The organism is Pseudarthrobacter sp. NKDBFgelt (assembly GCF_046097905.1).
Taxonomy (GTDB): Bacteria; Actinomycetota; Actinomycetes; order Actinomycetales; family Micrococcaceae; genus Arthrobacter; species Arthrobacter polychromogenes.
The window spans coordinates 33,889-46,357 of the sequence record NZ_JBJURL010000032.1; the positions used below are offsets into that span (position 1 = coordinate 33,889).

At 66.8% G+C, this 12,469-nt stretch carries 16 protein-coding genes; 6 read left to right on the forward strand and 10 right to left on the reverse strand.

Annotated elements, in window-relative coordinates; genetic code table 11:
- The first annotated feature begins 2 nt into the window (after positions 1-2).
- Both ACKAE7_RS10525 and ACKAE7_RS10530 read left to right on the forward strand, forming a co-directional pair.
- Positions 3-947 (forward strand): DUF2797 domain-containing protein, encoded by a 945-nt coding sequence (locus tag ACKAE7_RS10525; protein ID WP_408979117.1) that lies wholly within the window; start codon positions 3-5, stop codon positions 945-947.
- 58 nt (positions 948-1,005) lie between these two features.
- Positions 1,006-1,230, forward strand: coding sequence for a DUF3188 domain-containing protein (locus tag ACKAE7_RS10530; RefSeq protein ID WP_174176805.1), 225 nt, complete (start codon positions 1,006-1,008; stop codon positions 1,228-1,230).
- Here ACKAE7_RS10530 and ACKAE7_RS10535 read toward each other — a convergent pair.
- A complete protein-coding gene (locus ACKAE7_RS10535; RefSeq protein WP_408979118.1) occupies positions 1,218-2,891 on the reverse strand; it encodes a SulP family inorganic anion transporter in 1,674 nt (557 codons plus the stop codon). The two genes, ACKAE7_RS10530 and ACKAE7_RS10535, sit on opposite strands and share 13 nt — an antisense overlap.
- Positions 2,888-3,268, reverse strand: coding sequence for an ArsR/SmtB family transcription factor (locus ACKAE7_RS10540; protein ID WP_408979119.1), 381 nt, complete (start codon positions 3,266-3,268; stop codon positions 2,888-2,890). The genes ACKAE7_RS10535 and ACKAE7_RS10540 overlap by 4 nt, the downstream gene beginning before the upstream one ends.
- 125 nt (positions 3,269-3,393) lie before the next feature.
- On the opposite strand from ACKAE7_RS10540, the gene ACKAE7_RS10545 reads away from it, so the two are divergent.
- From ACKAE7_RS10545 to ACKAE7_RS10555, 3 genes are read left to right on the forward strand one after another with little or no spacing between them, the layout of a single operon-like run.
- On the forward strand, positions 3,394-3,855 hold the full coding sequence (locus tag ACKAE7_RS10545) for a MaoC family dehydratase N-terminal domain-containing protein (protein WP_408979120.1): 462 nt from the start codon (positions 3,394-3,396) through the stop codon (positions 3,853-3,855).
- A 2-nt stretch (positions 3,856-3,857) separates the two neighbouring features.
- Positions 3,858-4,295, forward strand: coding sequence for a MaoC family dehydratase (locus tag ACKAE7_RS10550; RefSeq protein WP_188727387.1), 438 nt, complete (start codon positions 3,858-3,860; stop codon positions 4,293-4,295).
- A gap of 39 nt (positions 4,296-4,334) precedes the next feature.
- Complete coding sequence (locus ACKAE7_RS10555; protein ID WP_188809579.1) at positions 4,335-5,402, forward strand: UDP-N-acetylmuramate dehydrogenase; 1,068 nt, start codon at positions 4,335-4,337, stop codon at positions 5,400-5,402.
- Here ACKAE7_RS10555 and ACKAE7_RS10560 read toward each other — a convergent pair.
- Entirely contained in the window at positions 5,383-5,880 is a 498-nt protein-coding gene (locus tag ACKAE7_RS10560) for a hypothetical protein (RefSeq protein ID WP_408979121.1), read from the reverse strand. The two genes, ACKAE7_RS10555 and ACKAE7_RS10560, sit on opposite strands and share 20 nt — an antisense overlap.
- Before the next feature lie 56 nt (positions 5,881-5,936).
- Here ACKAE7_RS10560 and ACKAE7_RS10565 point away from each other — a divergent pair, with 56 nt between their 5' ends.
- A complete protein-coding gene (locus ACKAE7_RS10565; RefSeq protein WP_408979122.1) occupies positions 5,937-7,046 on the forward strand; it encodes a winged helix DNA-binding domain-containing protein in 1,110 nt (369 codons plus the stop codon).
- A gap of 198 nt (positions 7,047-7,244) precedes the next feature.
- On the opposite strand, the gene asd is transcribed toward ACKAE7_RS10565, so the two are convergent.
- From asd to ACKAE7_RS10600, 7 genes are all read right to left on the reverse strand, one after another.
- Entirely contained in the window at positions 7,245-8,387 is a 1,143-nt protein-coding gene (gene asd / locus ACKAE7_RS10570; RefSeq protein ID WP_188809582.1) for an aspartate-semialdehyde dehydrogenase, read from the reverse strand.
- A 95-nt stretch (positions 8,388-8,482) separates the two neighbouring features.
- Positions 8,483-8,899 (reverse strand): hypothetical protein, encoded by a 417-nt coding sequence (locus tag ACKAE7_RS10575; protein WP_190609629.1) that lies wholly within the window; start codon positions 8,897-8,899, stop codon positions 8,483-8,485.
- A 1-nt stretch (position 8,900) separates the two neighbouring features.
- On the reverse strand, positions 8,901-9,542 hold the full coding sequence (locus tag ACKAE7_RS10580) for a hypothetical protein (RefSeq protein ID WP_408979123.1): 642 nt from the start codon (positions 9,540-9,542) through the stop codon (positions 8,901-8,903).
- 23 nt (positions 9,543-9,565) lie between these two features.
- Positions 9,566-10,555: a hypothetical protein gene (locus ACKAE7_RS10585; protein ID WP_321201316.1), complete on the reverse strand. Its 990-nt coding sequence runs from the start codon at positions 10,553-10,555 to the stop codon at positions 9,566-9,568.
- A gap of 103 nt (positions 10,556-10,658) precedes the next feature.
- Complete coding sequence (locus ACKAE7_RS10590; protein WP_104184361.1) at positions 10,659-10,877, reverse strand: NF038396 family protein; 219 nt, start codon at positions 10,875-10,877, stop codon at positions 10,659-10,661.
- A 2-nt stretch (positions 10,878-10,879) separates the two neighbouring features.
- The gene (locus tag ACKAE7_RS10595; RefSeq protein WP_104184360.1) at positions 10,880-11,464 is read right to left on the reverse strand and encodes a dihydrofolate reductase; all 585 of its coding nucleotides are present in this window, start codon (positions 11,462-11,464) and stop codon (positions 10,880-10,882) included.
- Positions 11,461-12,264 carry a thymidylate synthase gene (locus tag ACKAE7_RS10600; protein ID WP_408979124.1) on the reverse strand — a complete coding sequence of 268 codons (804 nt, stop codon included), beginning with the start codon at positions 12,262-12,264 and terminating at the stop codon, positions 11,461-11,463. The genes ACKAE7_RS10595 and ACKAE7_RS10600 overlap by 4 nt, the downstream gene beginning before the upstream one ends.
- Positions 12,265-12,469 lie beyond the last annotated feature (205 nt).

The window sequence follows — 12,469 nt, forward strand, 5'->3', positions numbered from 1 at the left end:
CCGTGACCGATACCCGTTATCTGGTCCACGGGGTCTCTTGGCCTGCGCCTCCTGAGGCGGCAGCGGGCGGAAGTGCCGGTCCGAGCCCGTACCTCCGCCTCCAGGCGCCGGACGGCACCTTCCGCGAGGTAACGCTCGACGCCGGGACGCGACTGGGCTTCCGGCTCGCCGGCGAGGGGAAGCACTGCCTCGGCCACCATGTGGTGCACGGCCCCGCCCACCGGGACCACGTCCTCTGCGCCAGGCGGGCCTCCGCAGTCCGCGGACACCAGTGCGAGCGGTGTTTCGTGGTGGACGACTCCCGGCTCATCCACGACTTCCACCGGGGCGGCCGGGTCCCGCCCGGGCTGCGCAGCTACCTGATGCAGCCCCACTGGCTCTACGTTGCCACCTTCGCCAAGGGCGCCAGCAAGGTGGGCACTGCGGCGGAGCTCCGCAAATGGCAACGCCTCGCGGAGCAGGGAGCCGTGGCGGCGGGCTATGTTGCCCACGCCGCAGACGGCCGCGTGGTGCGGATCCTCGAGGACCTGGTCACGCGCGAGGCGGGGCTTCCGCAGCAGGTCCGGTCCGCAGCCAAGGCTGCGGCGCTGGCTTCCCCGGCCCCGGCAGGCTGGCTCAGAGGCCATAACGCGGCCCTCGCCGCTTCCGCCCGCGGAGTAGTCTCGCGGTCCGGCGCTGAAGGATTCCACGTGGTGGAGGAGGCCTGGAGCAGGCCGGACCTGGCCGGCCCGCTTTGTTCCGCGAGCCGCCGGCACCTGTATCCGCACGCCCTCGCGGCCGGCTCCCACGGCTTCACCATTACTTCACTGTGCGGCAGCTTCGCCCTGGCGACCATCGATGGCACCGGGCTGGAGTTCGTGGTGGATCTCGGCCAGCTCAAGGGCCGGAGCATCGAACTGGGCCAGTTCACTTCCGAGGTGCCTGCCGTCCAGGAGGCGCTGTTCTGAGCCTGCGTCCCGGCGACCAGCCTGCAGCTGCCCGTGCGGCCCCCGGTAGACTGGCAGGGTGCTGAACGAATTCTGGGCCACCGCGCCAACCCGCTACAAAGTCCTGGTTTTCAGTGCGATGGGCCTGATCGCCGTCGGAATTATCCTCAACCTGGTAGGCAACACCAGCGGCAACTCAGGACTCGCGACGGCGTCCCTTCCGGTAATCGGCCTGGGCCTGGTCCTGCACATCGCCGGGATTGTGGTCCGCGGCCAGGCGATCAGGAAAGGCTACAAGCGGTAGGCGGCGTTCCGGCGGACGTGGCTGCGGGCGTGTTCCACCGCGTCCCCGAGGTGCTCGAAGAGGTGCTTGTGGTGCCGCAGGGACCGGATCACTCCCACGTTCGTCACCAGCTGCAGGTGGTCCGGCCGGACACCCTTGAGTAGTACGGTGATGCCCCGGAGCTCGAGCGCGGAGACCACCTCCACCAGTGCATGCGCGCCCGTGGCGTCGAGCATCCGCAGCTGGGAAAGCCTGATGATGGCCACCTGGACGTCCTTAACCTGGCTGATCTCCTGCAGGATCCGTTCGGCGGCGCCGAAGAACATGGCCCCGTCCAGCCGGAGGACGGCTATGTGCTCGTCACCCTCGGCGCGCGGTCCGGGGATCTCCTCCCGCTGCACGCTGCTCAGCGAGGCGAACGTGCGCAGGGCAAAGAGGGCCGCCGCCGCGAGCCCTATCTGGATGGCAATGATCAGGTCGAACGCCACCGTGATGGCCGCCGTCAGGATGAAGACGGCGGCGTCGGACCTGGTGGAGCGGAGGATCGCCGCGACGGTCCGCCGGGACACCATCCGCACCGCAGTGACCATCAGGACCCCGCCGAGGGCTGCCAGCGGAATCCGGCTGACCATTCCTGAGGCGAGGTAGACAATCGCCAGCAGCACCACGGCGTGGACAGCGGCAGCCAGGCGGGTTTTTGCACCGGACCTGACGTTCACGGCTGTCCGTGCGATGGCCCCCGTGGCGGGCATGCCGCCGAAGAGGCCCGCAGCGATTGACGCCAGGCCCTGGCCTGTCAGCTCCCGGTCCGGGCTGTACGGTCCACTCGGTCTGCCGTCCGGCCCGGTCATTCCTGCCGCAACCCGGGCAGACAGCAACGACTCGATGGCCGCAAGGCAGGCGATCGCCACCGCGGGCATGGCCAGGCTGCCCAGCAGATCCGGGTCAAAGGCGGGAACCGCCGGAGCGGGCAGGGAATGCGGCAGGGGGCCGATCCTGGGGATGTCCAGCCGGAACAGCTCGGCGGCCGCCGTGGCGAGGAGCACCGCGATCAGGCTGGCCGGCAGGGCCCTGAGCAGCTTCTGCACCAGGACCATTACGACGGCGACTCCCGCCACCACCGCGAGTGTCAGCAGGGCGGTCGGAAGAGTTGCGGCTGACGCCGCTTCAACGGCGGCGACAAGGGTGTTGTGTCCCGGGACGCCGGACGTTCCGGTGGCGAGCGGAACCTGTTGCAGGAAGATAATGGCGGCGATCCCCAGGGTGAAGCCTTCCACCACGGGCCATGGGATGAAGGCGACCGCCCGGCCCAGGCCGCTGAATCCCAGGACACAGACCAGCAGCCCCGCCATCAGTGACAACGGGGCCACGCTGCCGGCGCCGTGGACTGCCACCACGGGCGCCAGCACCACAACCATGGCACCGGTGGGGCCGGAGACCTGGACGGGTGATCCGCCCATCACGGCTGCCACCAGGCCGGCGACGATCGCAGTGATGAGCCCGGCCTCCGCACCCACTCCCGAGCTGACGCCGAACGCGAGGGCCAGCGGCAGGGCCACAATGCCCACCGTGATGCCGGCCAGCAGGTCGGTCCGCCACGATGTTCCAAGTCCCGCGTAATCCAGTTTCGAGGGCAGAAACCGGTTGGGGTGCCGCCTGGCGGTGCTGACGCCCGGGTTCACGAGGCGGCCCCGCCGGCCAGGTGTTCTGCAGGCAGCTGCTGCGCCAGCCGGAGCTGTTCGTTTGAATCGGCAAGGGTGTCCAGGAGGAACGTCCGCGCGATGGCAAGGAGTTGGGAAATCCCGGGGTGCGCCAGCCGGTAGGTGACGGCGTTGGCGGTACGCACGGAGGTCACCACCTTGTGCTTGCGCAACGTGGCCAGGTGCTGGGAGAGGTGCGAGGCTTCCAGCCTGGTCTCCGCCAGGAGGTAGCTCACTGCTGCGGTTTCCTGTGGCGCCGCCGCCAGCAGCTCAAGGATGCGGATCCTTGCAGGATGCGCCAGCCCCTTGAAGAGGTTGGCCTTGATCTCGTACAGCGGAGCCTGGGCGGAAGGCAGCATGGGAAGCTCCTCAACGTGACAGTGAAGACCAATAGACTGGCGCCAGTGAATTGATGGATTGATAAATTCATCATATCAGTGCTAAGCAAGCCCCCTGCCGGGTGCGCAACGATAGGCTTGAGGCCATGACTATCAATCCGGACCTGCAGGGCCGAAGCTACCCTGCCGCAGAGGTGTACGACGTTGGCCGTGAGAAGATCCGCGAGTTCGCCCGCGCCGTGAAAGCCACCCACCCCGCACACTTCGACGTCGACGCCGCCAAGGCCCTGGGCCACGGCGACCTGGTGGCTCCGCCCACCTTCGCCATCATCATGGCCCAGCGTGCCGACGCCCAGCTCATCGAGGATCCGGAAGCCGGCATCGACTTCTCCCGCGTGGTCCACGCAGACCAGCGCTTCATCCACCACCGGCCGATTTTCGCCGGAGACCGCCTCGTCGCGGAGCTCCACGTGGACGGCGTCCGGGCCATGGGCGGTGGTGCGATGATCACCACCCGGTCGGAAATCTTCGCCCTCGGCGCGGATGACTCCCGCGAACCCGTCACCACCACGTCGTCGTCCATCCTGGTCCGCGGAGAGGGACAGTAACCATGAGCCTCAGCATCCACGAACTCAGCGCCGGCCAGGAGATCGGCAGCCGCACCATCGAGGTCACGCGCACCGACCTGGTCAAGTACGCCGGCGCCTCCGGCGACTTCAACCCCATCCACTGGAACGAGGCCTTTGCCACCAGTGTGGAACTGCCGGGCGTCATCGCCCACGGCATGTTCACCATGGGCTCCGCCGTCCAGCTGGTGACCGACTGGGCAGGCGACCCGGCCGCCGTCGTCGACTTCCAGACCAGGTTCACCAAGCCCGTCCTGGTCACCGACACCACGGGCACGTCCGACGCCGGCGCCACCATCGAGGTCAGCGGCATCATTGGAAAGCTCGACGCCGAGGCGAACACCGCTCGGGTGGACCTCACCGTCATGGCCGCCGGCCAGAAGGTCCTGATGAAGGCCCAGGCGGTCGTCAAACTGGCATAGCCCGGGGAGCCGGGAACACTTTCCCGATAGGGTGGACAGGTGACTTCCACCCTGCTCTCCCAGCTGACCACGGCCGCCGTCGGGGGCCCTGCCCACAAGTTCATCAAGGCCGGTACCGAAGCTGAGATCATCGACGCCGTCCGTGCGGCGGATGCCGCGGGGGAGCAGCTGCTGATCATCGCCGGCGGCTCCAACCTGCTGATTTCCGACGACGGGTTCCCCGGAACCGTGGTCCAGGTCGCCTCGCAGGGGTTCACCGTCAACGCGGAGGACTCCTGCGGCGGCGTGGCCGTGGTGGTGCAGGCCGGGCACAACTGGGACAAGCTGGTGGAGCACGCGGTCCGCCACGCTTGGTCCGGGGTGGAGGCCCTGGCCGGCATTCCCGGATCAACGGGTGCGACGCCGGTGCAGAACGTGGGTGCCTACGGTGCCGACGTTTCCCAGACCATCGCGGCAGTGCGCACGTGGGACCGGGAGCGGAACGCAGTAAAAACCTTCACGAACTCGGAGCTGAAGTTCGGCTACCGGGACTCCATCCTCAAGCAGACCACCGTCAACGGCTCACCCCGGTACGTGGTGCTGACCGTGGAGTTCCAGCTGCCCCTGGGCCGGATGAGTGCGCCGATCCGTTACGCGGAACTCGCCCGTGCCCTTGGCGTCGAGGTGGGCAAGCGCGCGTACTCGAACGATGTGCGCCGCGAGGTGCTCCGGCTGCGCGCCTCCAAGGGCATGGTGTGGGACCCGCAGGACCGGGACACGTACTCCACGGGATCCTTCTTCACCAACCCCATCGTTCCGGCCGAGGTGGCTGCGGCCCTGCCGGAGGGCGCACCCCGGTACCCTGCCGGCCAGGACGGGCTGGTGAAGCTGTCCGCCGCCTGGCTGATCGACCAGGCCGGCTTTGCCAAGGGTTTCGGGCTGGAACTAGGCAGCGTCAGCGGCGGGCGGGCCTCCCTGTCCACCAAGCACACACTCGCCATCACCAACCGCGGCTCAGCCACCGCCCAGGACGTGGTGGCCGTGGCACGCGAGGTGCGTGCCGGCGTCGAACAGCGCTTTGGCATCCAACTGCACCCGGAACCGCTGCTTATCGGCCTGGAGCTGTAGCACCGGCAGGATCGCCCGCCATGCTTGGGGCCTTGGCGCGGACCACAGCCGCCTGGCCCAGCAGGGCGGACGACCAGCCGGCGAGCACCAGGTAGATCCCCGTGAAAAGCCATACCAGCTGGCCCGGCAACAGCGGGTTTGCGAGGCCTGACAGGATGCAGGCCGCCAGTCCGCCGATAGCGACGGCGAGGGACAGGACCCAGAGGACCTTTGCCGCGGGAGGGTGGTGCCGCCAGTCCCGGTACAGCTTCACTCCCTGGCGGCTGACGCTGATGCCCGGGAAAAGCACCGCATAGCCGCCGCCGAGGCTCAGGACGAGCGAGGGGAGCAGCAGCAGGGGATCGGACCGGCCATCTCCGAGGAAGGTGGAGAACTGGAGCAGCCCCAGGCCGGATCCTGCCAGGACGCAGACCGTGCCGCCGGCCATCCACCACCTCGTTTTAAGCGCGAGCAACTGCCACAAACTCCCCAAAGTCATGGTTCTACCCTAGCGGTCTATGACCGGCGGGCAGTGGCGCGCCCTAAGATAGGGCCATGGCTGCTGGCATGGGCCGTCCCGACGGCAGGATCGTAGGCAGGCTGAGGCTTGCCTCCCAAAGGCTTGCGGGTGGAACGGACGGCGTCGGATCGGTTGCGGAAACTGTGCGCTGGATGACGGCGATGCAGGCCCAGGACCTGCAGGCCGCCATGTGGGCCGTGGGCGTGCGGGTGCCGGGATGCGGCCTCAGCGACGTCCGGTCCGCCCTGGACACCGGTGCCGTGGTCCGGTCGTGGCCCATGCGCGGCACGCTGCATCTCGTAGCCCCCGAGGACCTGCGCTGGATGCTGGACCTCACGGCTGAACGGCTCACCAAAAGCATCGCGGCCCGCCACCGGGAGCTGGGCATCACGTGGGCAGACGTTGAGAAGTGCCGGGATATTGCGCTGGAGCACATTGCCGCCGGCGGTCCCGTGAGCCGTGCCGGACTGTTCCAGGTGTTCGACGCCGCCGGGCAGCCGACGCAGGGACAGCGGGGCATCCACCTCCTGGGGACGCTGTGCCGGCACGCGTGGCTGGTGCAGGGGCCGCTGGCCAAAAACCAACAGCTGCTGGTGGCCTTCGATGACTGGATCCCGGTGTCGCGGAATATGGGGCGCCAGGAGGCCTTGGCCGAGTTCGCGCTGCGGTACTTCCGCAGCCACGGACCGGCAACCCTGGCGGATTTCGCGTGGTGGACCCAGCTCCCGCTGACGGAGGTGCGGGCCGCGTTCGAACCAGTCCGCGGGCTTCTTGTGGAACGCAGGTTCGGGGACGCCGTGCACTGGATGTCACCCGGGACCGCCGCCCTGCTGGATGCCGGGGTTCCGGGAGCCCGGTCAGTCCTGCTGCTGCCCGGGTTTGATGAGTTCCTGCTGGGATACAAGGACCGGACAGCCGTCCTGCCCCCGGAGCACTTTGACAGGATCGTGCCCGGCGGGAACGGCGTTTTCAAAAAGACCCTGGTGGCCGGGGGAGAGGTAATTGGCACCTGGGCCCGCGAAGGTACCAGCCGGGGTGCCGCCGTCGTGCCTGAAGTCTTTGACGACACCCGCCCCCTCGGCCCCGCCACGCAGGCCGCCTTCGCCCGGGCAGCCAAGCGCTACCTCAGCTTCCTGGACCGCTGACAGGGACGCTCTCTCACCTAATGCCGGTTTTTCACGATCGCTCTTTCACTTTCACTGCTCAAGTGAAAGAGCGTCTCGGTTTAATCCGCATTAAATGAGAGAGCGTCCGGGCCAACAGGAACGGCCCTGCCCCGCACGAACGGTGCTGGGCAGGACCGTTCATGCGGGGCAGGACCGCGGAAGCGCTGCCGAAACGGGTTACAGGTTCCCGGTGGCGATGTTGAGCATGCGGCGCAGCGGCTCGGCAGCGCCCCAAAGGAGCTGGTCGCCCACGGTGAAGGCGCTGATGTACTCCGGACCCATCTCCATCTTGCGGATGCGGCCCACGGGGATGTCCAGCGTGCCGGAGGCCGCCACCGGGGTCAGGTCCGCCATGGAGGCTTCCTTGGTGTTGGGAACCACCTTGGCCCACTGGTTGTCCTCGGCCAGGAGCTTCTCGATCTCGGCGACCGGGAGGTCCTCGCGCAGCTTGAGCGTCAGCGCCTGGGAGTGGGACCGCATGGCACCGATGCGCACGCACAAACCGTCCATGACCACGTGGTTCTCCTCGGAGGTGCCCAGGATCTTGTTGGTTTCGACGCCGGCCTTCCATTCCTCCTTCGACTGCCCGTTGCCCAGGTCCGCGTCGATCCAGGGGATCAGCGATCCGGCCAGCGGCACGCCGAACTGGGTGGCGTCGATGCCGGTGCGCTGGTGGGCCAGGACCTTGCGGTCGATGTCCAGGATGGCCGACGCCGGATCGTCCAGTTCCGTGCTGACCTCGGCGTTGAGCGTGCCGAACTGGCTGAGCAGCTCGCGCATGTGCCGTGCCCCGCCGCCGGAGGCCGCCTGGTAGGTCATGGAGGTGCCCCACTCCACGAGGTTGTTCTTGAACAGGCCGCCGAGGCCCATGAGCATGCATGAGACGGTGCAGTTGCCGCCGATGAAGTCCTTGGTCCCGTTGACCAGGCCCTTGTCAATGACGTCCCTGTTGATGGGGTCCAGCACGATGATGGAATCGTCGTTCATGCGCAGGGTGGAGGCGGCATCGATCCAGAGGCCGTCCCAGCCGCGGCTGCGGAGCCCGGTGTGCACGCGCTTGGTGTAGTCCCCGCCCTGGGCGGTGACGATAATGGGCAGCTTCGCCAGGGTATCGACGTCGAATGCGTCCTCGAGCTTGCCGGCGCTGCCTCCTGCTGTTCCAGCGAAAGACGGCGCGGCACCTCCAGCGTTGGAAGTGGAGAAAAACACCGGGTTGATGTTGGCGAAGTCGCCCTCATCCTGCATGCGCTGCATGAGGACGGAACCGACCATGCCGCGCCATCCGACCAGGCCGACGGAAGGGGTAGCTGCTGTAGTCATTCGTCCAGTTTAGACTTCCGTTCCGGCAGCGCGCAGTCGGTTACGTCACTGCCGGCTGGAGTACCTTCTCCGCACCCTTGGCCACAGACCCGTGGTCATTGGGACACATGGCCTGCACCCGGTTCCGGGGCGCCCCGCTGTTGACGCACCTGGGCGGCACGGTGCTCGTCACGGGCCAGCCCAAAGGTGTACCAGCCGCCCAGCCCCGCCAAGGCAGCAAGGATAAGTGCCGCCCAAAACGGCGGCTCACCCTGCGCCAAGGGCATGAGCAGGATCACCCAGGAGGCAAGGAACAAAAGCCCCAGAACGGCTGTAAGGATTCCCATGCCCCACCAGGACCTCACCTGGACCTGTCCGCGGCCGGGTGAAAAGCCTATTTCGTCGCTGGAGTAGCTGTGCAGCTCACCGGTATCCGTTTTTCTTAGGACGCGTTTTTCGCCCCGGGCGATGGCTGCCTTGTGTTCGGCATACACGTCGTCGTTGCGGCGTTCGCGGTCACGGTCGAATGTCATGTCAGTCCTGACGGATGGTGCGGATCTGGGCAAGGAGCGCGGCGTCATCGAGCCCCGTGGTTTCGGAGATGTCTTCCTGCCCGCGGCTGGAGGTGCCGACGGTCCACGATCCCTCACCCTTCTTTACATAGAGGGTTTGGCCGGTGGCGTCCTCGCGGCGGCGCAACGTGGCGCCGCCCTCGGGGTTCTCGCGCAGGTGCTGCTTGATGACCATCAGGTTGGCTTCGGCGGCGCTAACATCAGGGCGTTGGGCCATGGCCCACCATGTGAAATAAGCGCGGGGCTGGAAGAGCAGCTGGATGTCCGGGCTTTCGACTCCGATGACGCTGTCACCACCCTCCGCGGTGAGCAACGAAATTTCCATCCGGCGGGTGGCGGACGAGAGCGCCGTGGCAACGGCAGCAGTGGGACCTGCAACGGCGAGCTTCCCGTCGGGCTCGGCTGTTGCCAGGCCACGGGCCACGAGGGATGAGGCCCCGGCGCTGATCATGTCGGTGTTGTCCAGGTAGCTGTCCACACGCAGTGCCTCGGCGCTCAATGCGGAGGCATCCCCGCCCCGGAGGCTGGCAAGGGTGGCAATTTCAGCAAAGCCAAAACCAAGCGCGTCCGGTACGGCTGTTGTTTCCGTTGGGGTTTCAGTCATCGTCAATGCCTCTCGTTGTGTACTCAGAACCCAAAGAAGTCACCGACCTTGTCGGCCGCGTCGCTGGCGCCTTCCCAGGCTGCCTCGGCGCCGTCGGCGATGGATCCTCCGATGGCGTTCACTGTTTCCTTGACGACCGGAACATTGTCGTAAATGGCGAGGGCGCCCGAGGCCACCATGGCTGCCGTCCCCACCGGAGGCGGAGCGAAACTTGCCACGCCCAGTCCTGCCTTAATGCCGGAGTAAACGGCACCTCCGGCGTCCCCTTCGCTGATGTTGTTGACCGTGTCCAGCAGGTCAAGGCCAACGCCAACTCCTCCGAGGACTTTGCCACCCACCTCAAAGAACGTGGCGGCCTTGCCGCCGTCGACAAGGTTCAGGGCTGTATCCCACCTGCCGTCAAACAATTCCGAGGACGTGTTGAAGTACTGGCTCAGGAGGTTCGAATCCTGGAATGCCCTGGCGACCTCGCGGAAGTCCTTGGAGAAGAATTCGGCGACAGAGTCCGCTTTGCCGATGAAAGCGCCAAGATCGAACAGGCCAGCCCGGAGGTTGGGGAAGGCCTTGGTCAGGTTGTAGATGTCCCAGCCGTCGCGGAACGGGGAGTCCGGGTCCGCGAGCCAGTCCGGTCCCCACGGATTAGCTGCTCCCGGGCGGCCTGTGCCCTGGCCGCCGACGCTGCCCGGCACACCCGTGCCGGGTCCGCCCGGTCCCGGCACGCCGGTCCCGCCAGGCCCGGCGGTGCTGCTCGCCTTGTCCTGTTCCTCGGCGTTGGTGAGCAGGAGCTTTGATTCCTGCTTCAGGCGCGCCGCAGTCTTCTGCAGGAGTGCCCGGTGGCTGCCGTTCCAGTCCGAACGGAAGTGCTCGGCGTCCTGGCCCTTCCAGGCCGGGGTGTTGTTGATCTGGCCGCTCAGCTGCGTGGACTGCTGCAGCAGCAGGTCAGCCGTCTTGCTGAACTGCCGTGCCAGCGTGCGCAGTTGGTCAACATCGGCGCCCCACAAATTTCCTGCCACCAGGCATCCCCCAATCTTTTTGACAGCGGTCCCTGACGCTGCAGGCCCAGCCTAGTAACAAACCCGGGACGGGCGCGATGGGGTGGTCTCCCCATCGCAGGCGCTACCTGCGGTCGGAGTCCTCCAGCACGGCGGCCTTGCGCGCACGCAGCGCGAAGAAGGCGCCGAACGCGAACACCTGCGTGACCACCACCAGCACGATGGCTCCTGCGATCTTGTTGCCGCCCAGGATCATGGTGAGCCCAACAATTGCGGAAAGGAGGGCCAGGAGCGGGAGCAGCATGTAGCCCAGCACAAAGAGGGTTTCCGGTTTCTTCAACATTCCTAGCCCTCAGTCCTTGACCATTTGGTGAATCTGTAGCGCGTGCCGTTCCCTGCCGTCAGCCAGCCGTCCGGAGGGACGGAGGCGGCCGCCTCCCAACTGGTGCCAAGCTCGGGGGCGAACGTGTCGCCGTCGGCCTCCACATCGATGGTGGTGACCACCGCGACGTTTGCCAGCTCCGTTGACTGGCGGAAAATCTCGCCGCCGCCGAGGATCCAGACAGTGTCGCCGCCGTCCACGAACTGCGATTCCAGCAGGGCGTCGTCCAGGGAAGGAACCACGACGGCGCCCTCCGCCTCAGGCGTATCGGCCCAGCTTTTCTGGCGGGTAATGACGATATTGGTGCGCCCGGGGAGCGGACGGTACTTGTCGGGGAAGGACAGCCAGGTCTTCCGGCCCATGATGACCGGGTGCCCGGTGGTCAGCCGGGTGAAGTGCCTGAGGTCTTCGGGAAGGTGCCAGGGCATGTCCCCGTCCTTGCCGATGACGCCGTCCGGGGTCTGCGCCCAAATGAGGCCCACCCCGGTGATCGAGGCGGCAAGCTCTTCGGTGAAGGACTGTGGATCCGTGGAGTTTTCGGTGCTCATACTGCGATCGGCGCCTTGATGGTGGGGTGGTGCTTGTAATCCACCACGTCGAAGTCTTCCAGCGTGTAGTCGAAGATTGACTCGGGTTTCCGGATGATCTTCAGCTGCGGGTACTCGTAGGGCTCGCGCTCCAGCTGCTTGAGGACCTGGTCCATGTGGTTTTCGTAGATGTGGACGTCTCCGCCGGTCCAGATGAACTCACCGGGCTCCAGGCCCACCTGCTGGGCCACCATGGAGGTGAGCAGTGCGTAGGAGGCAATGTTGAAGGGGACGCCCAGGAACATGTCCGCGGAGCGCTGGTACAGCTGGCAGGACAGCTTGCCGTCCGCCACGTAGAACTGGAAGAAGGCGTGGCACGGGGGCAGTGCCATGTCCTGCAGTTCGGAGACATTCCAGGCGGACACCACGTGCCGGCGTGAGTCCGGGTTGGACTTGAGGTTCTCGATCAGCTCCGCGATCTGGTCAATGTGGCCGCCATCCGGGGTGGGCCAGCTGCGCCACTGGACGCCGTAGACCGGCCCAAGGTCGCCGTCGGCATCGGCCCATTCGTTCCAGATAGTGACGCCCTGGTCCTGCATCCACTTCACGTTGGTCTCACCGCGCAGGAACCACAGGAGCTCCACGGCCACGGACTTGAAGTGGACCCGCTTGGTGGTGATCAGCGGGAATCCCTTGGCCAGATCAAAGCGGATCTGGCGTCCGAAAACGCTGGTGGTTCCGGTGCCCGTGCGGTCCGATTTGTGCGTGCCGGAGGCCAGGACATCGCGCAGGAGGTCTTCATAAGGCGTTGGGATGCTCACGGTTCAAGTCTACTGGGACAACACCGGGAGGCTGGGTGTCCGTGTCACCTTGCGTCCCTCCCCAGCTTGCCGCGCAACACATCCAGCAGGACTTCGTCGCTCAGGTGGGCTGCCCGGCCGGCTGCGATGTAATGGTCGACGGCGGCCTGCACCGGGGCAGGGACGGGCACCGTCCCCCGGCCGCCCGGCCTGCCGGTGGCCGGAG

What these genes read in the sequence shown, in the direction of transcription:
- ACKAE7_RS10540 (WP_408979119.1), bottom strand. Translation starts at nt 3,268, where the DNA reads ATGCTGCCTTCCGCCCAGGCTCCGCTGTACGAGATCAAGGCCAACCTC.
- ACKAE7_RS10545 (WP_408979120.1), top strand. Translation starts at nt 3,394, where the DNA reads ATGACTATCAATCCGGACCTGCAGGGCCGAAGCTACCCTGCCGCAGAG.
- ACKAE7_RS10550 (WP_188727387.1), top strand. Translation starts at nt 3,858, where the DNA reads ATGAGCCTCAGCATCCACGAACTCAGCGCCGGCCAGGAGATCGGCAGC.
- ACKAE7_RS10560 (WP_408979121.1), bottom strand. Translation starts at nt 5,880, where the DNA reads ATGACTTTGGGGAGTTTGTGGCAGTTGCTCGCGCTTAAAACGAGGTGG.
- ACKAE7_RS10565 (WP_408979122.1), top strand. Translation starts at nt 5,937, where the DNA reads ATGGCTGCTGGCATGGGCCGTCCCGACGGCAGGATCGTAGGCAGGCTG.
- asd (WP_188809582.1), bottom strand. Translation starts at nt 8,387, where the DNA reads ATGACTACAGCAGCTACCCCTTCCGTCGGCCTGGTCGGATGGCGCGGC.
- ACKAE7_RS10575 (WP_190609629.1), bottom strand. Translation starts at nt 8,899, where the DNA reads ATGACATTCGACCGTGACCGCGAACGCCGCAACGACGACGTGTATGCC.
- ACKAE7_RS10580 (WP_408979123.1), bottom strand. Translation starts at nt 9,542, where the DNA reads ATGACTGAAACCCCAACGGAAACAACAGCCGTACCGGACGCGCTTGGT.
- ACKAE7_RS10590 (WP_104184361.1), bottom strand. Translation starts at nt 10,877, where the DNA reads ATGTTGAAGAAACCGGAAACCCTCTTTGTGCTGGGCTACATGCTGCTC.
- ACKAE7_RS10595 (WP_104184360.1), bottom strand. Translation starts at nt 11,464, where the DNA reads ATGAGCACCGAAAACTCCACGGATCCACAGTCCTTCACCGAAGAGCTT.